Annotated in this window: 22 protein-coding genes; 2 read left to right on the top strand and 20 right to left on the bottom strand. The window is 40.2% G+C overall.

Going from position 1 to position 25,618, the window contains the following annotated elements; translation table 11 throughout:
• Nucleotides 1-436: 436 nt before the first annotated feature.
• Nucleotides 437-1,849, top strand: a complete 1,413-nt coding sequence (locus OZX63_RS07620; protein WP_277142872.1) for a C69 family dipeptidase — start codon at nucleotides 437-439, stop codon at nucleotides 1,847-1,849.
• 93 nt (nucleotides 1,850-1,942) lie between these two features.
• Here OZX63_RS07620 and OZX63_RS07625 read toward each other — a convergent pair whose 3' ends face one another.
• The 4 genes from OZX63_RS07625 to OZX63_RS07640 form a co-directional block, all read right to left on the bottom strand.
• Nucleotides 1,943-3,217, bottom strand: a complete 1,275-nt coding sequence (locus OZX63_RS07625; RefSeq protein WP_277142873.1) for a UDP-N-acetylglucosamine 1-carboxyvinyltransferase — start codon at nucleotides 3,215-3,217, stop codon at nucleotides 1,943-1,945.
• A gap of 125 nt (nucleotides 3,218-3,342) precedes the next feature.
• A complete protein-coding gene (locus tag OZX63_RS07630; RefSeq protein ID WP_277142875.1) occupies nucleotides 3,343-4,962 on the bottom strand; it encodes a CTP synthase in 1,620 nt (539 codons plus the stop codon).
• A gap of 133 nt (nucleotides 4,963-5,095) precedes the next feature.
• Nucleotides 5,096-5,653 (bottom strand): DNA-directed RNA polymerase subunit delta, encoded by a 558-nt coding sequence (gene rpoE / locus OZX63_RS07635; RefSeq protein ID WP_277142878.1) that lies wholly within the window; start codon nucleotides 5,651-5,653, stop codon nucleotides 5,096-5,098.
• Between the two features lie 46 nt (nucleotides 5,654-5,699).
• The gene (locus tag OZX63_RS07640; protein ID WP_277142879.1) at nucleotides 5,700-6,104 is read right to left on the bottom strand and encodes a DUF1934 domain-containing protein; all 405 of its coding nucleotides are present in this window, start codon (nucleotides 6,102-6,104) and stop codon (nucleotides 5,700-5,702) included.
• Between the two features lie 119 nt (nucleotides 6,105-6,223).
• On the opposite strand from OZX63_RS07640, the gene OZX63_RS07645 reads away from it, so the two are divergent.
• Complete coding sequence (locus tag OZX63_RS07645; protein WP_277142881.1) at nucleotides 6,224-7,591, top strand: HD domain-containing protein; 1,368 nt, start codon at nucleotides 6,224-6,226, stop codon at nucleotides 7,589-7,591.
• 23 nt (nucleotides 7,592-7,614) lie between these two features.
• On the opposite strand, the gene OZX63_RS07650 is transcribed toward OZX63_RS07645, so the two are convergent.
• The 16 genes from OZX63_RS07650 to OZX63_RS07725 form a co-directional block, all read right to left on the bottom strand.
• Nucleotides 7,615-8,076: a YbaK/EbsC family protein gene (locus OZX63_RS07650; RefSeq protein ID WP_277142883.1), complete on the bottom strand. Its 462-nt coding sequence runs from the start codon at nucleotides 8,074-8,076 to the stop codon at nucleotides 7,615-7,617.
• Nucleotides 8,077-8,221: 145 nt separating this feature from the next.
• Nucleotides 8,222-9,190 carry a ribose-phosphate diphosphokinase gene (locus OZX63_RS07655; protein WP_277131955.1) on the bottom strand — a complete coding sequence of 323 codons (969 nt, stop codon included), beginning with the start codon at nucleotides 9,188-9,190 and terminating at the stop codon, nucleotides 8,222-8,224.
• 223 nt (nucleotides 9,191-9,413) lie between these two features.
• A complete protein-coding gene (murQ, locus tag OZX63_RS07660; protein WP_277142885.1) occupies nucleotides 9,414-10,310 on the bottom strand; it encodes an N-acetylmuramic acid 6-phosphate etherase in 897 nt (298 codons plus the stop codon).
• Nucleotides 10,311-10,316: 6 nt separating this feature from the next.
• Nucleotides 10,317-12,296, bottom strand: coding sequence for a glucose PTS transporter subunit IIA (locus OZX63_RS07665; RefSeq protein ID WP_277142887.1), 1,980 nt, complete (start codon nucleotides 12,294-12,296; stop codon nucleotides 10,317-10,319).
• Nucleotides 12,297-12,411: 115 nt separating this feature from the next.
• Complete coding sequence (locus OZX63_RS07670; protein WP_277142889.1) at nucleotides 12,412-13,278, bottom strand: MurR/RpiR family transcriptional regulator; 867 nt, start codon at nucleotides 13,276-13,278, stop codon at nucleotides 12,412-12,414.
• An 841-nt stretch (nucleotides 13,279-14,119) separates the two neighbouring features.
• Nucleotides 14,120-15,169 (bottom strand): MupG family TIM beta-alpha barrel fold protein, encoded by a 1,050-nt coding sequence (locus OZX63_RS07675; RefSeq protein ID WP_277142891.1) that lies wholly within the window; start codon nucleotides 15,167-15,169, stop codon nucleotides 14,120-14,122.
• 114 nt (nucleotides 15,170-15,283) lie between these two features.
• Entirely contained in the window at nucleotides 15,284-16,861 is a 1,578-nt protein-coding gene (locus OZX63_RS07680; RefSeq protein ID WP_277142893.1) for an SLAP domain-containing protein, read from the bottom strand.
• A 170-nt stretch (nucleotides 16,862-17,031) separates the two neighbouring features.
• Nucleotides 17,032-18,417 carry a bifunctional UDP-N-acetylglucosamine diphosphorylase/glucosamine-1-phosphate N-acetyltransferase GlmU gene (gene glmU, locus OZX63_RS07685; RefSeq protein ID WP_277142895.1) on the bottom strand — a complete coding sequence of 462 codons (1,386 nt, stop codon included), beginning with the start codon at nucleotides 18,415-18,417 and terminating at the stop codon, nucleotides 17,032-17,034.
• A gap of 57 nt (nucleotides 18,418-18,474) precedes the next feature.
• The gene (purR, locus tag OZX63_RS07690) at nucleotides 18,475-19,305 is read right to left on the bottom strand and encodes a pur operon repressor (protein ID WP_277142896.1); all 831 of its coding nucleotides are present in this window, start codon (nucleotides 19,303-19,305) and stop codon (nucleotides 18,475-18,477) included.
• 113 nt (nucleotides 19,306-19,418) lie between these two features.
• Complete coding sequence (locus tag OZX63_RS07695) at nucleotides 19,419-19,676, bottom strand: Veg family protein (RefSeq protein WP_277131966.1); 258 nt, start codon at nucleotides 19,674-19,676, stop codon at nucleotides 19,419-19,421.
• 84 nt (nucleotides 19,677-19,760) lie between these two features.
• Nucleotides 19,761-20,648, bottom strand: a complete 888-nt coding sequence (gene rsmA, locus OZX63_RS07700; protein ID WP_277142898.1) for a 16S rRNA (adenine(1518)-N(6)/adenine(1519)-N(6))-dimethyltransferase RsmA — start codon at nucleotides 20,646-20,648, stop codon at nucleotides 19,761-19,763.
• A complete protein-coding gene (rnmV, locus tag OZX63_RS07705; protein ID WP_277142900.1) occupies nucleotides 20,641-21,207 on the bottom strand; it encodes a ribonuclease M5 in 567 nt (188 codons plus the stop codon). Before rnmV ends, rsmA begins: the two co-directional genes overlap by 8 nt.
• Entirely contained in the window at nucleotides 21,194-21,961 is a 768-nt protein-coding gene (locus OZX63_RS07710) for a TatD family hydrolase (protein ID WP_277142902.1), read from the bottom strand. The genes rnmV and OZX63_RS07710 overlap by 14 nt, the downstream gene beginning before the upstream one ends.
• Nucleotides 21,961-23,937 carry a methionine--tRNA ligase gene (gene metG, locus OZX63_RS07715; protein WP_277142904.1) on the bottom strand — a complete coding sequence of 659 codons (1,977 nt, stop codon included), beginning with the start codon at nucleotides 23,935-23,937 and terminating at the stop codon, nucleotides 21,961-21,963. The genes OZX63_RS07710 and metG overlap by 1 nt, the downstream gene beginning before the upstream one ends.
• A gap of 193 nt (nucleotides 23,938-24,130) precedes the next feature.
• On the bottom strand, nucleotides 24,131-24,883 hold the full coding sequence (locus tag OZX63_RS07720) for a hypothetical protein (protein ID WP_277142906.1): 753 nt from the start codon (nucleotides 24,881-24,883) through the stop codon (nucleotides 24,131-24,133).
• Nucleotides 24,880-25,539: an ABC transporter ATP-binding protein gene (locus tag OZX63_RS07725; protein ID WP_277142908.1), complete on the bottom strand. Its 660-nt coding sequence runs from the start codon at nucleotides 25,537-25,539 to the stop codon at nucleotides 24,880-24,882. The genes OZX63_RS07720 and OZX63_RS07725 overlap by 4 nt, the downstream gene beginning before the upstream one ends.
• Nucleotides 25,540-25,618 lie beyond the last annotated feature (79 nt).

Consider the following 25,618-nt stretch of genomic DNA (forward strand, 5'->3'; position numbering starts at 1 on the left):
TGTACTTAATTGTCTTTCAACTACACTAATTTATATTGGCAAATAGCACTTTCATTATTGCCTTGATTGCATTAATTGTTGAACTAATTAAAAATCAGTCAAAAAAATAAATCGCCTTGGCTCTAGTGAAGCTAGCGATTTATAATCTTTATAATTAAACTAACAAACTACCGCCTTACGCGGTTTCTGTAAGGAATTCTATTACTAGCAGAACTCCTTTTTTTTATTATAGCACATTAATTGTCACTGCCAATCTTCCTAGTTCACCAGTCAGTGGCAACTTTTGTAGATAATAAACTTTTATTCTTTACTATAATTAATTTAGAAAAAACATCGCAAACTAGACAACTGTCAGGAAATTATTATTTTTTTAGATTGCCAGACCCAGCCTTCTTTTAATACAATAGTAGTTAAAGCAAACAGAAAGGACCTATTTATGAAACAAACAGAATGTACCACAATTTTAGTTGGTAAAAATGCTTCACTCGATGGCTCAACCATGATCGCACGTAGCGAGGATGGCGGTAGAACCATTATTCCTGAAGGATTTGAAGTTATTACTCCAGACAAGCAACCTAAGCACTACGAGAGTGTCATCAGCCACCAAAAGATTGACGATGACGACTTGCCAGCTAATCCATTACGCTACACTAGCGCTCCTGACGTGTCAGGCGAAAGCGGCATTTGGGCAGCTGCCGGAATTAATTCAGACAACGTTGCCATGACTGCTACTGAAACCATCACCACTAATTCTCGGATTCAAGGGATCGACCCATTAACTGCAGAAGGCGGCCTTGGTGAAGAAGACTTTGTCACTTTAACATTGCCATACCTTCATTCAGCTCTTGATGGTGTTAAGCGTGTCAGTTATTTACTAGAAAAATACGGCACTTACGAAATGAACGGCATGGCTTTTGCCGACAAGGATGAAATCTGGTACCTAGAAACTATCGGTGGCCACCACTGGATTGCACGTCGTATCCCTGACGATGCTTACGTGATTGCTCCTAACCGGTTAAACATTGACGAATTCCACTTTGGTCAAGATGGCTTCATGGCTTCTTCAGACTTGGAAGACTTAATCGCTGAATACCATTTAAATCCTGACCGTGAAGGTTACAATATGCGTCACATCTTTGGTAGTTCAACTATCAAGGATGCACATTACAACAATCCACGTGCATGGTTTGTTCACAACTACTTTGATCCAGAGTTTGGCGGTCAACCAAGCGATCAAGACCAACCATTCATCTGCCACGCTAACCGCAAGATTAGTATTGAAGACATCGAATGGGTTGAGAGTTCTCACTACCAAGACACGCCTTACGATCCTTATGGTACTGGTACTGATGCCGAAAAGAAAACTTTCCGGTCAATCGCACTTAACCGTAACTTTGAAACTCATATTTTACAAGTTAGAAATGACGTTCCTGCTGAATTTGCTGGTGTTCAATGGCTTGCCTTTGGACCAAATAGCTTCAACTGCATGGTGCCATTCTACACCAACGTTTCAACCACCCCTGCTAGCTACCAAACTGGTGCTAAGTTTGACCTGAACAAGATTTTCTGGTTGAACAAGTTGACAGCTCAACTCGGCGACACCAACTTTAAGGTTTATGGCGAGTTAGAAGCTGACTTTGAACAAAAGTCACAGTCAGAATGTCACTTTATCCAACACCAAACTGATAAAAAGGCTAAAGACTTATCTGGTCAAGAATTGGAAGACTTGCTTGTAGAAGCCAACCAAAAGATGGCTGACCAAGTTTATAGCAATACAATTGAACTTCTTGGCAACATGGTTGATGAAGGTCACGGTTTGATGACTTTGAAGTATGACTTGTTAGATTAGATTTTAAATAGTAAAAACAGCGGAGTAATTGCTCTGCTGTTTTTTTATCCAAAAAAGCTTGAAGCATCTCTGCTTCAAGCTCTTTTGATTAACTTATTTTTCTGGTACATCTTGAATGGTAACATCAGCACCAAGCAAGCGAAGTTTCTCTTGGACACGGTCATATCCACGCAAGATATTGCCCGCGTTATTAATCACAGTTGTTCCGTCAGCCATCAAGCCAGCAATCATCAGGCAAGCGCCAGCACGGATCTCTCCGGCTGCCACTGTCGCGCCGTGCAAGTGCTCAGTTGGATGAACTAAAATTATATTATCTTCGGCCTTAATATCAGCACCCATCTTGCGTAACTGCTCAATGTGGCCAATCCGCTTAGGATAAATACGGTCAATAATAACACCCTCACCGGTTTTTGCAGTTAACAAAAGCGGCGTCACCGGCTGCTGCAAGTCTGTCGCAAATCCAGGATAAGCTCCCGTCTTAATCTGCGTCATCCGCAGCTCACCAGCTGGATAAACAAATAGCGAATCTTCATCGGCATCGATCACTACACCCATTTCCTCAACCTTAGCAAGGTATGAATCGAGGTGTTCCTCAATGATGTTATGGATTCGAATACCATTACCGACACAGCCAGCTAGCGAAATATACGTACCAGCTTCGATTCGGTCCGGGATAATTGTATGCGGCGTCTGCGCGCGCAGCTGCTCTACCCCTTCAATTCGAATCGTGTCAGTCCCAGCACCACGAATAACAGCACCCATATTATTGAGAAAAGTTGCTAAATCAATAATTTCAGGTTCTTTGGCAGCATTGTCAATTACCGTTTGACCATGCGCAGTTACACTGGCCATAATAATATTCATTGTTGCCCCGACTGATGGCATCTTCAGGTGAATTGTTGCACCATGAAGTCCACTTGCAGGAGACTTAATTGTTATTTGATCATTTTCATTTTTTACACATGCGCCTAAGGCTTCAAAGCCCTTAATATGCTGGTCGATGGGACGCGGCCCAATGTCATCCCCACCGGGGAAGCCCACAACAGCCTTACCAAAGCGGCCGAGTAGTGCGCCCATAAAATAATAGGAAGCGCGCAAACTCTTAATCTTACCGCTTGGCAATGGGCTCATCTTAATGTTTACTGGGTTGATGTGCAATGTCGTTTCGTGAAAGTCACTCACAACATCCATCTCACTCAGTAGATCCATTAAGTTGTCAACGTCAGCAATCCTTGGAACACCTTCCAAGGTTACTGGTGTACGCGACAAAATCGATGCTGGAATCAGTGCTACCGTTGAGTTCTTAGCGCCACCGATCCAGACATCACCCTGCAGGGGCTTTCCACCATGAATTATCATTTGCTTCATTGGCGAAAAAATCCTTTTCTATTTTCGATTAATCATAATAATGTTAAAGGAATTTTACAGAAAAAACAAGAGAAGACCTCTGTCTTCTCTGTTCAAAAATCAGATTTTTGTATTATTCAAACTAATTAAAATTTTTCTGCTGGCAAACCACTGGCAGCACCAATGAATGCTTTGTAAAGTCCTTCAGGTCTTTGTGGTCTACTCAAAAACTCTGGGTGGTATTGAGCAGCAACAAAGAACTTGTTCTTGGTAATTTCGACAACTTCAACCAAGTGATTATCAGGTGAAACACCAGAAATAGTCATGCCGGCCTTTTCAAAGGCATCACGATATTCATTGTTAAACTCGTAACGGTGACGGTGACGCTCTTGGATAACATCTTGATTATCATAAGCAGCAGCCGTCTTAGTGCCCTTCTTCAAGGTAGCTGGGTAGAGACCTAAACGCAAAGTTCCACCGATGTTTTCTTCATCACGCTTGTCAGCCATGATGTCAATCACATTGTGTTTACCGTTAGGCGTTACTTCACCAGTATTGGCATCCTTAATTCCTAAAACGTCACGGGCAAACTCAATTGTGGTTAATTGCATCCCCAAACAAACGCCAAGGAACGGAATGTCGTTTTCACGAGCATATTTAATTGCCGTAATCATGCCTTCGTAGCCCCGACTGCCAAAGCCACCGGGAACAATTAACCCATCTGAATCCTTCATAAAATCAGCAATGTTGTCTTCAGTAACATCTTCGGCTTGAACCTTATCCACTTCAATCTTGGTGTTGTACAGGTAACCAGCATGTTGCAAAGCATCAGTAACGGAAATATAAGCATCTTCAAGTTCAACGTACTTACCGACTAACGTAATCTTGGTTGTGTACTTCAGATTCTTAGCACGTTCATCAAGCTTCTTCCATTCTTCCATGTCAGCTTCTGGCTTAGGACTCTCAAGGTGTAAGAAATCGCAGACTTTTTGGTCCATGCCTTGCTCTTGGAAGGCAAGTGGCAGGTCGAATAATGATGGCGCGTTAATTGATTCAATAATCCGGTCAACAGGAACATCGGTAAAGTTAGAAATCTTATCCTTGTGTTCTTGGTCGATTGGCATTTCTGCACGCAATACTAGCATGTTAGGTTGAATCCCAATGCTACGCAATTCTGCAACCGAATGCTGTGTTGGCTTGGTCTTCATTTCTTGAGCAGCGTGCAAATATGGTACCAATGTACAATGAATATACATTACATTGTCTTCGCCGACTTCACGACGCATTTGCCGAATTGCTTCCATGAATGGTGTTGATTCAATATCACCAACTGTCCCACCGATTTCAGAAATAACAACGTCAGAATCTGTCGTAATTCCGGCGCGCATAATCTTTTCCTTAATCATGTCAGTAATATGCGGAATTACTTGAACTGTCGCACCGTGGTAGTCGCCGCGGCGTTCTTTTTCCAAAACTTCCTTGTAAATCTTACCGGTAGTGACGTTGGAATACTTGCTGGTGCGCACATCCACAATCCGCTCATAGTGACCTAAGTCAAGGTCAGCTTCCGTACCATCATCGGTAACGAAGACTTCGCCGTGTTGGTATGGGTTCATTGTTCCCGGGTCAATGTTAATATATGGATCAAACTTTTGCATGGTTACTTTTAAACCGCGGTTCTTAAGCAGACGTCCAAGACTTGAAGCGGTGATTCCTTTGCCCAGAGATGAAACAACGCCACCAGTAACGAAGATATATTTTGTCATTAGCCAAACTCCTTCTCAATAATATCCAGAAAAATAATTAATAAATAAAAAAAGCTCCCATCAAAGGGAGCATAAACGCACATAGGGTGCCCAAATAAAATACTATCTATTTTGACTATAAAAGTCAAGAAAATTATTCGTCTTCGTCGTCTTCATCATCTTCGTCGTCGAGTTCAGATAATTGACCTTCAATACCATCTGGCAATTCTTCTTCATCGTCATCAGTAGTACCAAAGTCATCGTCGTCAGCACTAAAGTCGTCGGTATCATCAGCGGCCGTGGCATCCAAGTCCTCGTCTTCTGGATCATCGTTATCGTAGTCAATGATATCATCACTACCCGTTGCGCTAGCCAAAAAGGCGTTAACCTTCTTATGGTGTGAACGAGTATCTTCCTCGTCCTCATCTTCTGGGTGGTTAACCTCTTCGTCAACAGATTCGTATGGGAACCATGATCTTAATGCCCACACATTTTCACCCATTGAAATGAACTCACCATTAGTGTTCATATCTGTATAAAATTGCGGCAAACGTTCACGAATTTCTTCGTCACTTTCACCTAAGAATTTTTGCACGGCATTTACAATATCAGCAAAGGCCATTCTCTTATTATTATCTTCCAAAATTGCGCGAGCAACTTCAATCATTGATAGTTCGTTACGATTTTTGTCTTTAAAGTCGTTTAATCCCACAATTGCATTCCTCTCTTTTACCAATCTTTATTATTTTACTAGGCGTTTAAGTAAAAATCAACGTGACAGTGTAATTACCTACTAAGTATAGACCACTAAAGAGGTCATATTCAATTCGAAGTTCTTGAGAACCATCATTTTTAGAGAAAAATTTAATTTGATTGGTCGTACTAGTTAAGTCCATCTGGTAACCAGCCGCAACATAACGACAAGCTTGCTGCTCGCCTAAGCGAAAATGCAGCTGCGAATAATTTTGCTGGTCAGGTTGCCGGCGGATGATCACATCGCCTGTCTTAATTAAAATTTTAACCGGAATCTTGCCATCTTCAAGATAAGAAACACGGGTAATTGCGCCGTCCTGCTTAAGTTCGCCCTCTGCCTTTTTGGCAAATGATTCCGTCTCATTCTCTTGCCTAATTATACTTGTGAAAGTTACTTTTACTTTAGCCATCCTGCTAAAACCCCATCTATCTTAAAACTTCGCCCGATTTTTGCTATAATTTAGTCAGTTAAAACTATTCTAAACGAAAATTATCTAAAAATTAATAGTCAAGCTTGAGGAATTTTGTAATGGCAGAATTTAATAGTAAAAAATTAGCTAAGGAAGTGGTTCTGCGCGACCCTGTCCACGGCTATATTCACATTGAGGATCAGGTTATCTTTGACCTGCTAAAAACCAAGGAATTTCAGCGGATGCGCAGGATTAAGCAACTAGGGCCAATCGCTTATGTTTTTCCTGGCGCAACTCATACCCGTTTTGAACATAACTTGGGCGTTTATGAATTAACTAGACGAATTTGCGATATTTTTGTTAAAAAGTACCCTACACAGCGCCCAGGAGATGGGCTCTGGGACGATCATAACCGCTTGCTGGTAGAATGTGCCGGCATGCTGCATGACATCGGCCACGGGCCTTATTCACATACTTTTGAGCACTTATTTGGCACAAACCACGAAAAGATTGGTCAAAAAATCATTACCGACCCGAATACCGAAATTAATCATGCCCTAAAGCAGGTTGCTCCCAACTTTCCGGAACTAGTTGCCAGCGTGATTGCGAAGACTTATCCTAACCCACAAGTCGTAAAAATGATTTCCAGCCAAGCAGATGCTGACCGCATGGATTATCTTGAGCGTGACGCTTACTTCACCGGTGTTACTTACGGCGAATTTGACCTCTCGCGAATTTTGCAGGAAATTAGGCCATACCAAGATGGAATTTGCTTTAACTCGGGTGGAATGCATGCCGTTGAAGATTACATTTCCTCGCGCTATCAAATGTACCAGCAAGTTTACTTTCACCGGGTTGGGCGGTCAATGGAAGTTCTGCTGCAACACCTTCTTGAACGCGCTAAGATTATTTACCAGCAGCAACGTTTACAGGTGACGCCGAGTCTGGCACGCTTTTTAGCTGGGAACTGGACACTTGATGATTATCTAAAACTAGATGATGGCGTAATGGAAACCAACTTCTCCATGTGGACTAAGTCGGGCGACCCAATCTTAGCCGATCTTGCCAATCGCTACCTTTACCGCAAGCCTTTGGCAAGTGTCCGGATTGATCAAGAAACCAAAAATTTGCTGCCTAAATTAAAGGACTTAATTAAGCAAGCCGGCTTTGATCCTACTTATTACACGGCAACTAATTCTGCCTTTGACGAACCTTATGACGCTTATAAGCCATCAGGTAAGAATGCCAATAGCCAAATCGAAATTATGCAAAATGATGGGCAACTAATTGAATTGTCACAATTAAGTCCGTTAGTCCGCGCTTTAAACGGAACCATCCAGGGTGATGAGCGGTTCTTCTTCCCGAAAACAATGCTCTCAATCAGTGATGAGCCCCAAATCTTTGATCCTTTATACGAACAATTTCAGCGTTACATCAAAAACGGTGAACTGCGCTACTTAAGACGACCAAAAAGAACTACTAAATAAAAATGAGCCTAACGGCTCATTTTTTATTTGGTCACATCCACCCATTCAAATGGCTGTGTATATTTTTCTAATTCTTCTAAAGTCAGCTTAATCGCCGAATTGGGTAGTCCTGCAGCCGGATAGATAATGTCATGTTTCTTGACGCTCTCATCAAGATAAACCTTAACATCAGGCTTCACGGCAAACGGACAAACACCACCAGCTGGATGACCAATCTTGTCCTCTAATTCATCAAACTTAACCATTTTTGCCTTTTGACCAAAGGTAGCCTTATATTTAGCATTAGCAATGCGTGCTCCACCTTCTGTCACAATGACAATTGGATGCTCCTTTAATTGAAACGCCATCGTCTTAGCAATTTGATTAGGCTCTACTCCTAGAACATTGGCAGCTTCTTCAACGGTTGCTGTTGACTCATCAAAAAGGTGAATGCGTTCTTCCATGTGATGCTCTTTAAAATAATTTTCAACTTCTGTATATGACATTATTAGGCAACTCCTTAAATTTAACTATATTAAATTATTATGAATTATTATTTAAAATAAGTAAAATAATTTTTTTAGTCAGCTAGGATAAATTTTAAGCAATCAAAAACAGCCTGCTTCCCAACAGAAACGGACTGTACTAATTTTATTTATTTTCTTGATATCTTGTATTAAACAAAGGACTGAGTGGCTCGTGACGTTGAATACACTTGATGGCATCCCCCATCAATGGCCCAACTGATACTAACAATGTCTTGTCCAACTTCTTTTCAACCGGTTGATTGATTGAATCAGTTAAAACTAAGTTCTTAATTGGCGAGTCATTCAAGCGTTTAATTGCTGGTCCTGACAAAACAGCATGAGTAGCACTGGCATAAACTTCTGTTGCACCAGCATCAATCAATGCTTGAGCTGCCAAAGTAATTGTTCCAGCAGTGTCAATCATATCGTCAATGATAATTGCGCGCTTGCCCTTAACGTTACCGATAATGTTCATTACCTCAGCAACATTGGCACGTGGCCGCCGCTTATCAACAATCGCAATTGGTGTACCCAAAAATTCAGCCAATTTCCGTGCACGAGTGACACCACCATGATCTGGTGAAACAACAACGGCATCCTTTTCCAAATGATTACTTAAGAAGTAATCAGCTAAGAGTGGTGCACCCATCAAATTATCAACTGGAATATCGAAGAAACCCTGAATTTGTGGCGCATGCAAATCAAGTGACAATACTCGTGTTGCACCTGCTACTTGCAGCATATCAGCAACTAACTTGGCTGTAATCGGCTCACGTGGACGAGTTTTACGGTCTTGACGCGCATAGCCGTAGTATGGCATTACGATATTAATCGTCTGTGCACTAGCCCGACGAACGGCATCAATCATAATCAACAGTTCCATCAAGTTATCATTAACTGGGGCACTGGTTGATTGAATCAAATAAACATCTTTGCCACGAACAGATTCGTCGATATTAATTTGAATTTCACCATCGCTAAAGCGTTGAACGCTTGACTTACTTAGCGGTACACCAACTCGCTCAGCAATTTTTTCAGCGAGTGGACCATTCGAATTAAGGGCAAACAACATCATATTGTCTTTATAAGACATAATTTCCTCCGTAAAAAACATGCTAACAACTTATTATTTTACCAAAAGTTGTCTGAAAAAGTGACTATCTATACTTTATTATTCAACTTTAGCCTTTAACATTCAAGTCTCTAAAATCAGTATAGCGCTTAATTTGTTAATTCTTATCATTTTTGCAAGCACTAATTGGCTCATTATTCAATAAAAAAGTTTTACACTCGTCTTGAAGTGTAAAACTTTTTAATTATTTACTTTGTAAAACTTGACCAACATTACCGTGATGCTCTGCTAGCAATTTAGCAGCAGTATCTCGATCGGTACCTGTCTTAATCATGACAATGGCTAGAGAAACATTATTGTCTGTTTTCTTTAGTGTTGCCAATGCTTCATCAGTTGAAGCACCAGTTGTGACGTTAATAATACGACAAGCACGATCAACCAACTTAGAATTAGTCGGCTGCACATCAATCATGACATTTTGGTAAACCTTCCCCTGACGAATCATTACGCCGGTTGAAAGCATGTTCAAAATCATTTTTTGTGCCGTTCCAGACTTCATCCGTGTTGACCCAGTAACAACCTCGGGACCAACAACCGCCTCAATGGCAATGTCAGCGTGATGACCAATTACAGAATCAGGAACACAAGCAACTGAGACTCTAAGCGCACCAACTTGTTTGGCGTAATCTAAACAGCCAACAACATATGGAGTTCTGCCGCTAGCCGCAATACCAATAACAGTATCAGTAGCGGTTAACTTTAGCTTACGCAAATCTTGCTCGCCAAGTTCAGCCGAATCTTCAGCTCCCTCTACCGCGCAATACATCGCTTCCTTACCACCAGCGATTAGGCCAACAGCCCGTTCTGGCTTAATGCCATAAGTTGGTACCAATTCAGCAGCGTCCAAAACGCCTAGCCGGCCGCTAGTACCTGCACCAACGTATATTAATCGACCACCGCGTTCATAACGCTTGGCAGCCTCGTCAATTGCCTTAGCAATTTGCTCATCTTGAGTTCCAACTGCTTCGGCAACCTTCTTGTCCTCATTATTAATTGTCTTAACCATCTCAATAGTCGACATCGTATCAATATGCATTGTTACAGGATTGCGCGTTTCAGTTACTAAATTCTTGATTTCCATAATTACCTACTTAGTTCTTACTGTAATAACATTTTGCTCTGCACTGACCTTACCGGGTACAACTGCAGACATTTGCTTAACTTGATCCATATTGGTCACAATCGTCATCACAACGGGATCTTTGCCAGCTTCCTTTATTGCTGCAATATCCATTTGTGCTAAGACAGTACCGCGTTTAACTGTTTGCCCTTCCTTAACTTTAATATCAAAAGGAGCACCCTTTAAATCTACAGTATCAATGCCAAAATGAAGCAAAATTTCCAAATTACCATTAGTTGACGTCATTGTAATTGCATGTTTAGTAGCCATTACCGTAACAATTGTGCCGTCAACTGGGGCCACAATCTTACCGTCTTCTGGAATAACCGCATAACCGTCACCGACCATTTTTTGTGAAAAAACATCATCGTTAACAGCAGTTAATTCTTCAAGCTCACCACTTACAGGACTAACAAAGTTGACCGTAGCACTCTTAGATTGACTTGGTCTAACAACTGGAGCAGCCTTAACTGGTTCAACAGGTGAACCATCCTCGTTTTTAGCAACCATCGCTGTCTTGGGAACACCAAAGAAGTAAGTAGCTACAAAACCGCCAAGGTAAGCAGCAAGAAGACCTAATATATATAGTAAATACTTATTATTAGCAATTAATGGAATTAAAGCAATTCCTGAAGTACCAATTGCCTTAGAGCCAACATTGCCAAAGGCACCTAAAACGGCACCACCGATACCACCACCAATGCAGGCAGTAATAAATGGTCGACCTAGAGGAAGCGAAACACCGTAGATTAATGGTTCACCAACACCTAAAATACCAACTGGCAAAGCACCCTTGATTAATTTAGTTAATTGCTTGTTCTTACGGCATTTAACCCATAGGGCAATTGCGGCACCAACTTGGCCACCGCCGGCCATTGCCAAAATCGGCAATAGTGGTGTATAACCCATTTTTTGAATCATTTGTAAGTGAATTGGTGTCAAAATCTGGTGCAAGCCCAACATAACCATTGGTAAGAAGGCCAAGCCTAAGATAAAGCCAGCAATTGGTCCACCAACTGCTAATACCCAGTTAATACCACCAACTAGTGAGTTAGAAACCCACCCGGCAATTGGCATTGTAATGAAAATGGTAAACAAACCCATAATTAGCAATGTCAAAAACGGAGTAAAGATAATATCGACTGAATCAGCAATATGTCTGTGGAAGTATTTTTCAACATAAGATAATAGCCAAACTGATAGCAGCACACCGATGATCCCACCTTGACCAGCAGCAAGCGGCTGCTTGTCAAAGATATTTGGAATTGTAACTGGCGGAACAACTCCCGGCAGCATTACAATGCCCCCGATAATCCCACCAAGTCCTGGTGTTGCACCAAATTCTTTGGCGGCGTTAATCCCAACAAAGATATTCAAATAAGTGAATAATCCGCTAGAAAGCACACCTAAAACGGTAATTGCCAATGTCCAACTGACTGGCAGCATCTTCGCCATCAGCATGTTCTTCATAATTCCTGATAAACCGGAAATTAACCCGGCACCGACAAATGCTGGAATTAACGGAATAAAGATAGCAGAAATATGTTGCAGTGCAGCACGCCACCATGTCTTCTTCAAGCTGGCCTTATGAGCTGCATGAACCTCATTGGCCTTAGCCATGACGTCATTTTTGTCCTGTTCATAGGAGCTGCCACTAGCTGCGCCATTTTCAGGGAACGGATCATTTTCCTTAACTCCAGCTGCGTCAACCATGCTTTGCGCAACTTTAGTATTAACTCCGGGTCCTAAAACGATCTCCAGCGTTTCGCTTTCAACAACGCCTAAAACGCCATCGATTTTCTTTAGCCCCTCAATATCAACCTTGCTCATTTCACGAATCGAAATTCTAATTCGCGTCATGCAATGATACAAAGTCGCAACATTTCTAATACCACCGATATGGGCATAAATTTCTTTACCCATTTCAGTATATTTGTCTGAACTCATTTTTGCCTCCTAATTAAAAACAAAATTAGTATAGCCTTATTTAGACCAATTTACAATTTTATTTTTAAATTGGTATATATCAGTTGCTCATTGGATTATACCAATGCTGATAAAACTACTTAACTTTGAAAATTTGCCGGTAATTTTCTACCTCTTTACGTGAAGCAGTTACCGCCTTTAAGCTGCGATCAAAATCACGACTAAAGTAAAGATAAAACAGCACGTTAATCACATAAAATTGCCCAGTAATCGAATTGGTTGCCCCAACCCGCACATCTGGCTCAATTGGCTTGCAGGTGGTCAAGGCTAAATTCGTCTTCTTGACCAAACTGTTCTGACCAAACATCGTTAACGAAATCGTAAAAAGATGATTTTTGTGCGCATAATTGGCTAAATAAATACATTCTGGCGTTTCACCAGAGTTAGAAACTAACCACAGAGTATCCGCCTTAGTAGCATTGGATAATTGCGGCAGTAAAACGTTGATATCCGTTTCGCAAACGACATTGTAACCAACTCGCGACCACTTTTGATAAATATTTTCAGCAGCAAGTGACGATGCGCCAACGCCAAAGACATAAATCGTTTCTGTCTTAAGCAAGCGTTTGACCACTCCTTGGCAGATACCCTCTTGCAATAATTCCTTGGTGTGATTTAAGTTTTCAATTTCATTTTTTACTAAGTGATTGCAAATCTTGTCAAACGAGTCATTAGTCGAAATATCCAATTTTTCATCAGTGTCCTGATCTTTTTGACCAGCTAAATCAACTGAAATCATCACTTTCATTGCCGTATAAGATTCAATCTGCAGACTCTTCACTAGCCGTGATACAGTCGCTGCACTGGTTCGCGAAGCCACCGCTAATTCATTGATGCTCATTTTAACTGTTTCTTTAGGATGACCCAAAATATAGTTAGCAATTTTTTCTTCTGAAGTTGTTAAATCTCTGCGCGTAGCTTCCACGCGATTTTTAAAATTCATTTTTGCACCCGATATTCTTTAATTTTCTCCAAATAAAATAACTTGTAATCAAAATGTTTAAAAGTCAGCTGTCATTTTACGTCTTCTAGCTTCTAATCACATATAGTTAATGAATGCGATTTCATTATAAAACATCAAAAAATGCATTTCAATATCAAATAGAATTTTTTGATAATCTTTTTCATCAATGTTGAAAGATAAATAATGCAATACATGATAATTTATCCCCAAGTTACTAACTTATTTTAGCAATAATCTGTTCATAAGTCTTAACAAAAATGCAAATATATTTTTTACTTTTGCAAATCAATTAAAAGTTAGTTAGCGCTGACAAAACTGTTTAAGCAGGAAAACTATGCCCAACCAAAAAATAATTAAAAAATTTATTCTATTTGCGTGTGCATAATAAAAACACTTGTAAATCAAAAATAAACAAGTGTTATTTTATTATTTTTATTTAAGGTAAATAAGTCTACCATTTTAAGCTTATTAATAAAAAAGCATTAAACTATTTTTACTTGCTAATGTTATTTTGTAAAAAAGTATACGCTTTACGCCAAGAGAGTGCTACAATCTATATTAGAGAGAAGTTAACGTACATATTAAAAACTTAATCTCTAGGCAAGCTGTTTTTAGACTTTTTTCTCAAAGTGGAACCTTTAAAAACCTAACATAATAACGTATGTATAAATTACACATTAACTAACATTTTTAAGTACTTTTTTTATACTACTCATCCTTCCACTCTATTCTTTGAACAAATTATTCATTGCTGTCTAAAAATGTTTGCCGCATAAAAAAGTGCATTACTTAATTTTAAGTAGTGCACTTTTTTATTTTATTAATTAATTGCTTCAAAGATAATTGCGCAATTAGCATTAATTTGTGCTAAAAGTGGTAAATCTTGCTCTACTACATGTCCGATAACGTTTACGCGTTCGTCTGCTGGCAAATCTACTTTAGCAACTTGCAACTCACCTTGATAGCGCAAATAACGGCTGTTATCACAAGTAATTGTACCTTGCGGACGAGCCACAATTTCAGATTGCGGCTCTACGCTGAACAACTGCCATTTTCTACCTTCAACTAAACGCACAACATCCCGCGCAACATCAGGACGATTATGCCACGATTGCTTCGTTAATTGACTTGGTACCCCAGTTACATGCAAAGTAATGGCATCTTGCTTCAAATAATTGGTAAAGCTAGTGATTGTCGCAGGTTTAAGGCTAGGATCGCCAATAAACACACGATCACAACCAATTTGTTGTAATTCTAACGCAGCAGCCAACGGATTTTCGCCCCGCTGCTCTTCTAAAGTAGGTAGTCCCGCACCAATTGGTCCCCGCTTAACATTATCGCCGGCAACAAAGGCCATCGTCTTTAGACCATTTTGATGCAGCCACGCATTCTTTTCCTTAAGCCATTCGCGATCAAGTCCAGTTTCAGGTCGTGGATAATAATTGTGCCAAGCTTCAAGATGATCAAAATTAGCGCCATGCTCACGCAAAGAAGCAATATCATCACTGCTAAGCGTGCTGGCATTTAAGGCAAGCGGCATTTCTTTTGACAATTTAGCAACAAGACTAAAGTCAATTCCATCATCAATTCTTAAACCAGTTAAATTCAGTGCTTTAACTTGCTCAATGTCTTCAATTGCCACGCCTAATCTTGCCAAGCCACTCTTTGATACATCCGCAATTACATCAAGATCAAGATTGCGGCACCATTTCGTTAACTCACTTAACCGCTGCAGTACAACCTGAGCGTCGTCTTCCGGAATATGCAATGACGTAAAAACAGTCGTAAAACCGGCATTCCGCATTGCAATTAAGTAATTATAATCTTGGGCAGTCAAATCAAGTCCCAAGTAGATTGAAAAACCTATCATTTTTTCCTCTTTTTCAATACCAATGCTTATTTAGCCAATTAATCTTACCACATTTTTCTTTACAACAAAAAAGCACCATCAAAATTATGATGGTGCAAAATTTGTTTTGCTTCTTTATTTAGCAGTTGTAGCGTAATCCGCAACATTTAATATTTGTTGGAAACCATTGGTACCGCTAATTGTTAAAGTCGTATTGTTATTACTAAATTGAACGGCGCTAGCGTCAACATTATTGGCACTTGCAGCTAATTGAACAATTTGACTAGCTTCAGCCATTGTTAAATTGTTTAAATCAGCAACCGTCACCTTTTTACCGTTAAGGGCAGTTTTTGCAGCAGTTAACTTAGCTAAGGCATCCTTAACCTGACTAACAGTTGCAGTTTGTGAACTATTAACTTGACTAGCAGCTGCAGAAGCAGTGTCATAAGCATCGCGCAAAGACTTAGCAGCTAGCTTGTAAGCATCACTGCTCTTAACTGTTGCATCTTGATTTAAAGCAGTTTGCAAGTCGCTCTTATCCGTAGCTGTAGCAACCGTAATTGCTTCTTGTGCAGATTGTGGCGTGTTAACTGGCGACAATTTGGCACCACTAAGGGCACTAACATCATCATCCTTGATGAAGCCATTCTTATCACTTTGCAAAGCGTAGAATAATTCTGCCTTATTATCAGCAGCAACCCAAATATAACGTAATTCAGTTACACGAGCTGTATAACCTTTAGGAAAAGTATTAGTTGCTTGTGCTACACCTTGGGCGTCATAAACGTGACTATCACGTCCCAAAGTAATCAAAGTTGAGTTGGCATCAGCAGTTGGTTGGCTGTTTGCCGGCTTTAATTGGGTACCAGTAACTACACCAACGTTACTCTTCTTAATCCATTGGTCCTTACCTGGGTAATTACTATCATTAATGCGGTAGTAAAGCTTGCTACCAATATATTGTAATTGGTCAACAGTAACTTGTTGACCTTTTTTAACTAACTTTTTCTCAGTGTTGCCTTGGCCATCATAAATATATGCATTGCGGCTCAGCGTAATTACTGTTGCATCAGTTTGGTTATCATCAGTTGGCTTAGTTGGTTTATTTGGCTTTTGTGCCGGTTTACTATTAACAGGCTTTAATGTAGAAGAAGTAGATGCCACGTTAGCTGACTTGATAAATTGGTTACTTTGGCCGCTAATTCTGTAATAAAGTTTAGAGCCAATATAGATTAATTGGTCAACTGTAACTTTAGTATTCTTTTTAATCTTTTTCTTGTTGGTCTTGCCGTTTGCATCATAAATGTATGCGTTACGTTTGAGCGTTGCAGTCACCTGTGATGTCGAAGTAGTAGTGGTCACCTTTTTGCCATCAACGTAGCCAACGTTACCTGCCTTAACAAAAGCACCATTGCCAATTGCGTAATACAATTTGCCATTGATTGTCTTTTTACCAGAATATTTAACTGATACGCCCTTGGCAATCTTAGTGTACTTAGCATCACCCATGTACTTCTTCAAGCGCTTGCCATTCTTGTCATAAACATAAGCATTATGACTAAATTGAATTGTCCCTTTCTTTGAGGCGCTCTTATTAGTCGAAGATTTCTTGGCAGCTTGCACAGTAGTAGTTGCCTGCACACCACTAACAATTGGGCTAGCGCCAAGCAATACTGCAGCCGAAACCATCATCAACTTATGATTAAACTTCATATATTTTACCTCACATTTTACTTTACCAAATTATTTAGCTTCTATTGTAACCTAAAAAGTTACTAAGTAAATCATTGTTATCTATTCTTAATACAAATTAATTTAATTATACAAAATGCCCTACGGACGCAAACCTAATTACTGCTCGTAAGGCATCTTAAATAAAGCAATTATTGCCAATCTTCACTCTTTGACAAAGAAAGTTTGTGCCAATAATCTGGCTTATTAACCTGACGACCACGAGCAATTGCCATGTCATATTTGGCAACGTCTTTTGTAATCGTTGAGTCAGCGGCAACAAAGGCATGATCGGCCACATTAACGGGCGCAACCAAAGTTGCACCGGAGCCAATAAAGGCCCGATCGCCAACCGTTGTGTGGTCTTTTTGAACACCATCATAATTTGCAAAAATAGTGCCGCAGCCAACATTAACGTCTTTACCTAAAGTGGCATCACCAACATAAGTTAAGTGGCCCACCTTGGAATTTTGCCCGATTTCTGCATTTTTAACTTCGACAAAGTTACCAATATGAGCACCTTCACGAATAATTGCCTTTGGCCGCAAATGCGAATTAGGACCAATATCAGTGTGGTCGTCCATTTGTGCCTGTTCAAGCGTTGAAGAAGTGACTGTGACGTCATTACCAATCTTGGTATCCACAATTCTGGAACCAGAGGTAATCAAACAATCACTGCCAATTGTTGTGTTCCCTTTAATAACAACGTTAGCCTCAATCACGGTATCATTACCGATTTTGACATCAGTATCGATATAAGCAGTTGCTGGATCAACAAAGGTTACACCATTGCGCATGTGTTCTTCATTAATCCGTTTTTGCATAATTTTGCTAGCTTGCGCTAAGGCAATCCGGTCGTTGACACCTAGACTTTCGCTAAAGTCAGGCATCTTATAAGCACCAACACGTTCGCCGTTGTTGCGTAAAATTTCCAAAACATCGGTCAGATAATATTCACCTTGGGCGTTGTGATTTGTAACTTGCTTTAACGCACTAAAGAGCTTTTGATTATCAAAACAGAACACACCTGTGTTGATTTCCTTAATCTTAAGTTCCTCAAGATTGCCGTCTTTTTGCTCAACAATCCGCAAAACATTGTCTTGATCATCGCGAATAATCCGGCCGTAACCATAAGGATTAGGTGCTTGCGCCGTCAAGACAGTAGCCGCATTAACCTTTTTTTGGTGGTAGTCAAACAGGCTCTGAAAAGTTTGGCTGGTAAACAACGGTGTGTCCCCAGTAATTACCAGTGTAGCACCATCTTGCCCAGCTAATTGCTCTTGCGCCGTTAAGACCGCATCCCCAGTACCTAACTGCTCTTTTTGCAAAGCAAATTCGGACTTGCCGGCCAGCACCTTTTCAACTTCTTCAGCGCCGTTACCAACAACGGTCACAATTTTATCGGGATTGATTGCTTGTGCAGCTTCAACAACGTGCTCAACCATTGCTTTGCCGCAAACTTGATGCAAAACTTTGTACAATTTTGACTTCATGCGCGTACCCTTACCAGCGGCAAGGACAACTACAAACTTTTTCATTAAATTAACCTCGTTCTATTCTTAAATTACAACTAGATTCCAGTATATCATTTAATACTAAAAGCGGTTAAAATCGGTATGTACCACAAAGTTGCCAGGTTCAGCCAGAATAACGCGTTTAGCAGCATCAACCTTTTTAATTTTCACTAAAGAAAGGTGACCTTCAATTAATTTAACATCATCAAAGTCGGCTTCACACAAAACACAAATTCCAGCAATGTTACTATTAAATTCTTTAACCAATTGCTGCATCCCTGTCAGTGTCCCGCCGGCCATCATAAAGTCGTCGACAAGCAAAACGTTAGAATTCTCGCTTAGCACTCGCGTTGGTAATTCCATTTTGGACACCCGATCAAGTGAAGAAGAAATATAGTTAACGGACATGGTAGCACCTTCCGTTACCTTCGAACGCTTGCGGGCAATAATGAAGGGAACATTTAAGTAGCGGGCAACTGCCTGAGCCAAGGCAATCCCCTTGGTCTCAATCGTCATGACAACATCAATGTTTGAATAGGCGTAACGCGTGGCAATTAATTTACCAATGCGTTCCAAATCCTGCGGATTACCTAAGATATCGGACAGGTAAACAAACCCTCCTGCCAAAATACGATCTGGATCTTCGATCCGAGAAGCTAGGTCAGTTAGGTAATTTTGCGCATGTTTCTTACCCCAAAAAGGAACATACCTTACCCCACCAGCAGCTCCAGCAACTGTCTCTAAAATGCCATCTTGATTGGCAGCCAAAGTGTGCTTCAAAATAGTCAAATCTTCAGAAATTGACGACTTCGCGGCACCATATTGTTTGGCAAAGAACGGCAACGGAATCAATTCGTGTGGTCGCTCCATCAACCGCTTGGTCATATCAACTAATCTCTCTGAACGTTTCATAATTTCTCCTTTCTAATGTTTGCTTTTTTGCTTTTTATTACTATACTCCAAGCCATAAAAAAAGGCACCAACATTTTACAAAATGTCAATGCCAAAAAACTTACTTTTCTAAATTATGCTTCGGCCGCATTAGCTCCATCATCAAATTTTAATGTAATATTTTTGGTTAACAAATCAGTATAACTGTAAGAAACATGCTTAAAATTATTTTGATCTTGGTCTAAATCGACAACGAAGACAGCAGGAAAAGTTTCTTTCAAAATTCCCCGTCTCTTAGTTATCTTCTTGCGACCGGCTCTTGCGACTACTGTTAAAGGATCACCTAAATGTGAATCTAACTCATGTTTAATGGTAATAATTGATGTTGGCACTAAATAACAACTCCTTTGTTCGGTATTTTACCACATTGTGACAATTATTTCAATTACTTTTCATAATTACCGAACAAAATTGAATTAGTGCACTTGTTTAATTACCGCTGCTATTTGTGCGAACTGGCTAATTGAAAGCTGCTCTGGCCGAATTCTCGGATCAACTCCAAGAGAAGCAATCAGCTCTGCTCGCTCATCCGCATCTGGAATTAGGTTCTTCAAGTTGTTATTCAAAGTTTTACGACGTTGGGCAAAGCACATCTTGACTACCCAATTAAAGTGCTTGGCATCCCCAACATTCGGCTTTTGTTTTAGCGGCGTCAAGACCACGACACTTGAGTCAACTTTTGGCCGTGGAATAAACGAGTTGCTCTTGACAGTTAGTGCCTCATCCACATTCATCTCAATTTGCACCGCAATTGAGAGCGGACCATAGACTTTTGACCCCGGTTGCGCACTCAAGCGATCCGCCACTTCCTTTTGCATCATTAATGTCAGACTAGCAAAGTTCAGCTCAGATTCATTCAAGAAGAAAATAATCGGCGTCGTGATGTAATAAGGCAAGTTAGCAACAACCTTAACTGGCTTGGTTAAATCAAAGAAATCAGCTAAATCATTTTTAAAATCGGCCTGCAGAATGTCCTTCATCATTAACTCAAAGCGTTCCTTAATTGGAACACCGTCAATTTGCCTTGGCAATTCATTGTTTAAAATTTCCGGCAGATCATCGTCAACTTCATAAGCAAACACCTTAGCACCAGCATAAAGCAGCTGCTCGGTCAGCGACCCAATCCCTGGACCAATTTCAATGACCTGATCACCTGGCTGAATTTGCGCAGCCTGCACAATCCCTTGGATTGCATTCAAATCAACCAAAAAGTTTTGCCCCAAGTTTTTCTTGGCTTTAACAAAGTAGCGGTTAATTATTGCCTGCGTCCTTATCGGCGAGCCAATAGGAATCTCATTATTCATCTTTTGCCTCCTTAACAGCCGCAGTTAATGCCGCAAGTGTTATTCCAAAAGTATGCAGCCTTTTATAAAATTGTTTGGCATTACCATAACCTACGCTCAACTTAATCCCAACTTGTTCACGCAATTTACGCGAACCCTGGCCACTAGCTAAGCCCAATTGCTGGTAGGCTTCTTTAGTCAAATCGCTCTGCTCAAGTTTAGCTTCATGAAGATCACTTAACGCACGCGTTAATGCTTCTTTAGATGCATGCTCAACCCCTAATGAGTTGCCCCGCTTTTGCGGAACCCCTTCCTTACGGGTGATGAATGCCTGCTTGGCAGTAGGAATTGCTTCTGTTACTAACCGGCGAATGCGTTCACCGTTTAAATCGGGGTCGGTCAAGACGATGACATCCCGCTTTTTAATTAATTCCTTTAGCTCTGTTAAAACCGCTTGCGGCACATCTGAACCGTTGGTTTCAATCGTTTCAATGCCTGGGAAAAATTGCTTTAGCCTAATTGTGTCGTCTTTTCCCTCAACGACCACAACTGCGTTAAATTGTTTTTTAGTTAAGACCATAAACTCTCACAGTATTTGCGTAAGTTGCCGCAGCAACCTCTTCTATTGGAATATTTTTCAGTTCAGCAATTGCCTGAGCCACATAATAAACATTCCCCGGCTCATTTTGTCTGCCGCGATACGGTTTCGGCGTCAAAAACGGCGCATCCGTCTCGATTAGCAGTCTGTCGAGCGGTGTTTGCCTTGCGGACTCGTGGACTTCGGTTGCCTTAGTAAAGGAAACTACACCAGAGTAAGAAAAACAAACATTTAGCTTCATGAACTTCTTTAACCACGAAACATCCCCGTTAAAGCTGTGCAAAATCGCACCATATTCCAGATTGCTACTTTTCAAAATATCATAGCAATCACTAAACGCATCGCGCGTATGAATATCAACTGGCAAATGCAATTCATGGGCCACTTCAATCTGACGTGCCAATACTCTTTTTTGCACATCACGCGGCGATTCATCCCAATAGTAGTCAAGACCAATCTCGCCCATTGCGACCACACCGGGTATCTGCAGCTGCTCAATTAACAAGTCTTCAGCCTGCTGATTGTAATCCTTAGCCACATCAGGACAATAACCGACCATCGCATAGACATTATCAAAACGCTGACTAAGATCTATCGCCCGCTTATTAAAGTCTGGGTCTTGTCCCGCACAAATCATCTTCGTAACGCCTAGTTGCTTGGCACGGTCAATGTAAAATTCTTCCTTACCCCGAAAAGGTTCATCCTGTAAGTGGGTATGGTTATCAATTAATTCCATTAACCTAATTGAGCCCCGACTTCATGTTCATCGCCAACTAAGGCCAATTTAACTTCGCCATTCTTCTCACTGGATAAAAGCATGCCTTGACTCAATTGGCCAACCATCTTACGTGGCTTCAAGTTAGTTACAGCTAATACTTTACGGTCAAGTAATTCACTAGCATTTGGATAATACTTGCGGATGCCACTCAAGATTTGACGTTCATCACCGTTACCAAAGTCAAGTTGGAATTTCAATAACTTACTTGATCCTTGAACTGGCTCAACTGACAAAATCTTACCAACCTGGATTTTAACTTTGTCAAAATCATCAATGGTAATGTCTGGGTCTTTGCCTTGTTCACTACGGCTTTGCTTCTTTGGCTTAGCCTTAGCCATCTCATCCTTAATGTACTTAACTTCTTCTTCTGGCTTTAGACGTGGGTATATTGGGGTTGGCTTTTCAGTTACCTTAACGCCCCAAGCGTAGTCGCCAAAGGCTAGTTTCTTTTGGTCAGCATTTTCCCAGTCTAAACCAAGTTGTTTAAACATTTCTACTGGTGTTCTGGTCATAATTGGAGCAATTAATAAAGCAACAATCCGCAAACTTTCAGCCAAGTTGGACATTACTAAGGACAATTCTTCCTTCTTGCCTTCCTTGTTCAAAGCCCAAGGGGTTGTCTCATCAATATACTTGTTAGCACGGCCAATAAACTTCCAAATGCCTTCAATTGCTTGCGTGAAGTAAAGTTTATCCATGTTTTGCTTGTAATCTGCAATTGTTTCTTCTGCAGCAGCAGCTAGTTGCTTGCCCAATTCATTCTGGGTTGCAGCAACTGGCGCAACATTGCCATCTTGATATTGGTTAATCATTGACACCGTTCTGTTAAGCAGGTTGCCCAAATCATTAGCCAAATCATAATTTACGCGTTCCACGAAGTCTTCTGGCGTGAAGACACCGTCTGAACCAAATGGCAAAGCACGCATCAGGTAGTAACGCAAAGCGTCAACACCATAACGGCTAGTAATTGATTCTGGATAAACGGCATTACCCTTAGACTTGGACATCTTGCCGTCCTTCATCAGGACCCAGCCATGACCAATAACATGTTTTGGCAGCGGCAAACCTAATGCCATCAACATAATTGGCCAGTAAATTGTGTGGAAGCGGACAATTTCCTTACCAACCAAATGAACGTCGGCTGGCCAATACTTCTTAAATAAGGAATCATCGTCAGAGCCATAACCTAAAGCCGTAATATAGTTTGACAGTGCATCAATCCAAACATAAACCACGTGTTTAGGATCACTTGGAACAGGGATACCCCAAGAAACTGTCGTCCGCGTAACTGATAGGTCTTCTAGTCCTGGCTTCAAGAAGTTATTAACCATTTCCTTTTCCCGGGAATGAGGCAAGATAAAGTCAGGATGGTCCTTGTAATATTGTTGCAAACGGTCAGCATACTTGCTCATCTTAAAGAAGTATGATGGTTCCTTAACCAGTTGTACTTCGTGGCCTGATGGTGCTTTACCACCAACTACGTTGCCGGCATCGTCCTTATAAACCTCAGCTAATTGTGATTCGGTAAAGTATTCCTCATCTTCAACTGAGTACCAACCAACGTATTCACCAAGATAGATGTCGCCTTGTTTTAAGAGTTTTTCAAAAATCTTTTGTACACTCTTAACGTGTTCTTCATCAGTTGTCCGAATAAATTTGTCGTAAGAAATGTCAAGACTCTTCCACAACTTTTTATACATGACCACCATCTTGTCCACGAACTCTTGCGGCTTGATGCCTTGTTTTTCAGCCTTTTGTTCAATCTTCAAACCGTGCTCATCAGTCCCAGTTAAAAAGAAGGTATCGTAGCCTTGACTACGCTTGTAGCGGGCCATCGTGTCAGCAGCGATTGTTGTGTATGCATTACCGATCGTTAAACGGCCGGATGGATAATAGATTGGGGTTGTAACATAAAAAGTTTTTTTGTCAGCCATATTTGTTTCTCCTTAAGATTTATTTGTTTTCAGTTCATTATACTACACTAAGATAGCTTGAAAATCGTATTATGAGGATTTTTATGGTATAATCTCATTTTTATTTCAGTAATAATTAAAATACCTTTTAAAATTACCTTCCTATTGATTATACTAAAAAAGTCCAGAGATTCTGGACTTTTTTCTTCTAAAATTAATCTACCAAATTAAGATAATTCAACTTAACTATTCTCTGCCATAAAACAACAACCAATCCTGATATAACTGTACTAATGCCATTTATCAGATACCCCATCTTAACTAGGCGTTGTGCCGCAGCAGCAGTCTGGTCATAAAAGCTATATGGCAGAATATTCAAATAGACTACACGAATTTGCGCATCCGGTGAAGAAATTCCGATCATAAAGTGAACTATCTGGCTTTTTTCAATCTGCCAGAAAAGCGCAATTACAAGTGCAATCACTAAAATGGTAGCAATTAATATTAGAGATTCGCCAATCGCATTTTTTCTGATGTTCTTAAAAATCATAGCAAAGGCAAACAGCACTATATAAAAGCTTAATAATGATAGAAATTTACTAAGTGCATACTGGCCAATGGCAACTTTAACACCCGAATGATAATTGTTTACTTCTTGAAAAACTGCACCGAAAATCGTTGTTAATATCGAGTACATCACTAACTCAATCAAGGTTAATAATTCATTTGCGAACGGCAAAATATTTATCAGTTCATCACTTCCTAGGTAATAAATTTTAATTAACTGGTAGGTTGTGACAAACAAAATAACGGCGGCAGCCGCGGCATACCACAAGTCATGAACTTCCGCGATCATTGCACTATGAGGTTTAGCTAATCTAATTAGGCCAAAGATAATTTCGACCCCTATGGGAACAAGAAACAGCGGCAGCATCCTCTTCAATCTGATACCAAGATATTCTCTCATCTTCCTACCTCCTCAAAGTAAGCTTCTTCAAGGCTGCTATATTTAGTTAAGATATTTTTCTTCGTATCTTGCAAAAGCAACTGCCCATTTCTCATCAAGATTACTTCGTCAAACATGCTACCCAAATCTCGCAACAAGTGCGTAACGATTAAAACTGTACTGTCTTTTCGGCGATAATTTTCAATCGCTTCAATAAAAGCAGCCCGATTAATTGGATCAATTGCCGATAATGGTTCATCCATCACATAAAAATCCGTATTTCTCGATAAAATCAATGCTAAATGAATCTCCTCGTGATTCCCCTTAGAACCATCGTGAATTTTCATATTAGGATTAAGGTTAAAATGCTCAAGAATTTTCAGAGCACGCTTTTCATCAAAATCAGGATAAAACTGCTTAAATAACTTTATTGCCTGTTTAATCCGCAAGTTTTCATAAAGGAAAAATCTATCAGGCATATAGGCAATACTTTCATTAACTGTTCTTGTTCCTTTAAAGCGGTTTAGTCTGCCTATTATTACATTAATCAGCGTCGTTTTGCCGGCACCATTTTCACCAAGAATACCGACAATTTTGCCATTATTAGTAAGTTGGATACTTAAATTATTTAAAGAAATATGCTTACCATATTTAACAGTTAAGTTACTTAGCTTCATATTGCTTCCTTTCTAATATAATAATGCATCAGTTTTACTGTACTATTATGTTGTAACACCATTACAAATAGAAAGCAAA

Source organism: Lactobacillus sp. ESL0700 (genome assembly GCF_029392095.1).
GTDB lineage: Bacteria > Bacillota > Bacilli > Lactobacillales > Lactobacillaceae > Lactobacillus.

Coding starts and splice junctions, on each gene's coding strand:
- OZX63_RS07680 (WP_277142893.1), bottom strand. CDS start 16,861: ATGAAGTTTAATCATAAGTTGATGATGGTTTCGGCTGCAGTATTGCTT.
- rsmA (WP_277142898.1), bottom strand. CDS start 20,648: ATGAATAATGAGATTCCTATTGGCTCGCCGATAAGGACGCAGGCAATA.
- OZX63_RS07625 (WP_277142873.1), bottom strand. CDS start 3,217: ATGAAGCAAATGATAATTCATGGTGGAAAGCCCCTGCAGGGTGATGTC.
- OZX63_RS07670 (WP_277142889.1), bottom strand. CDS start 13,278: ATGAATTTTAAAAATCGCGTGGAAGCTACGCGCAGAGATTTAACAACT.
- OZX63_RS07720 (WP_277142906.1), bottom strand. CDS start 24,883: ATGAGAGAATATCTTGGTATCAGATTGAAGAGGATGCTGCCGCTGTTT.
- OZX63_RS07650 (WP_277142883.1), bottom strand. CDS start 8,076: ATGTCATATACAGAAGTTGAAAATTATTTTAAAGAGCATCACATGGAA.
- OZX63_RS07725 (WP_277142908.1), bottom strand. CDS start 25,539: ATGAAGCTAAGTAACTTAACTGTTAAATATGGTAAGCATATTTCTTTA.
- OZX63_RS07645 (WP_277142881.1), top strand. CDS start 6,224: ATGGCAGAATTTAATAGTAAAAAATTAGCTAAGGAAGTGGTTCTGCGC.
- glmU (WP_277142895.1), bottom strand. CDS start 18,417: ATGAAAAAGTTTGTAGTTGTCCTTGCCGCTGGTAAGGGTACGCGCATG.
- OZX63_RS07640 (WP_277142879.1), bottom strand. CDS start 6,104: ATGGCTAAAGTAAAAGTAACTTTCACAAGTATAATTAGGCAAGAGAAT.
- OZX63_RS07655 (WP_277131955.1), bottom strand. CDS start 9,190: ATGTCTTATAAAGACAATATGATGTTGTTTGCCCTTAATTCGAATGGT.
- OZX63_RS07665 (WP_277142887.1), bottom strand. CDS start 12,296: ATGAGTTCAGACAAATATACTGAAATGGGTAAAGAAATTTATGCCCAT.
- rnmV (WP_277142900.1), bottom strand. CDS start 21,207: ATGGTCTTAACTAAAAAACAATTTAACGCAGTTGTGGTCGTTGAGGGA.
- OZX63_RS07630 (WP_277142875.1), bottom strand. CDS start 4,962: ATGACAAAATATATCTTCGTTACTGGTGGCGTTGTTTCATCTCTGGGC.
- OZX63_RS07620 (WP_277142872.1), top strand. CDS start 437: ATGAAACAAACAGAATGTACCACAATTTTAGTTGGTAAAAATGCTTCA.
- murQ (WP_277142885.1), bottom strand. CDS start 10,310: ATGGAAATCAAGAATTTAGTAACTGAAACGCGCAATCCTGTAACAATG.
- OZX63_RS07710 (WP_277142902.1), bottom strand. CDS start 21,961: ATGGAATTAATTGATAACCATACCCACTTACAGGATGAACCTTTTCGG.
- purR (WP_277142896.1), bottom strand. CDS start 19,305: ATGAAACGTTCAGAGAGATTAGTTGATATGACCAAGCGGTTGATGGAG.
- metG (WP_277142904.1), bottom strand. CDS start 23,937: ATGGCTGACAAAAAAACTTTTTATGTTACAACCCCAATCTATTATCCA.
- OZX63_RS07675 (WP_277142891.1), bottom strand. CDS start 15,169: ATGATAGGTTTTTCAATCTACTTGGGACTTGATTTGACTGCCCAAGAT.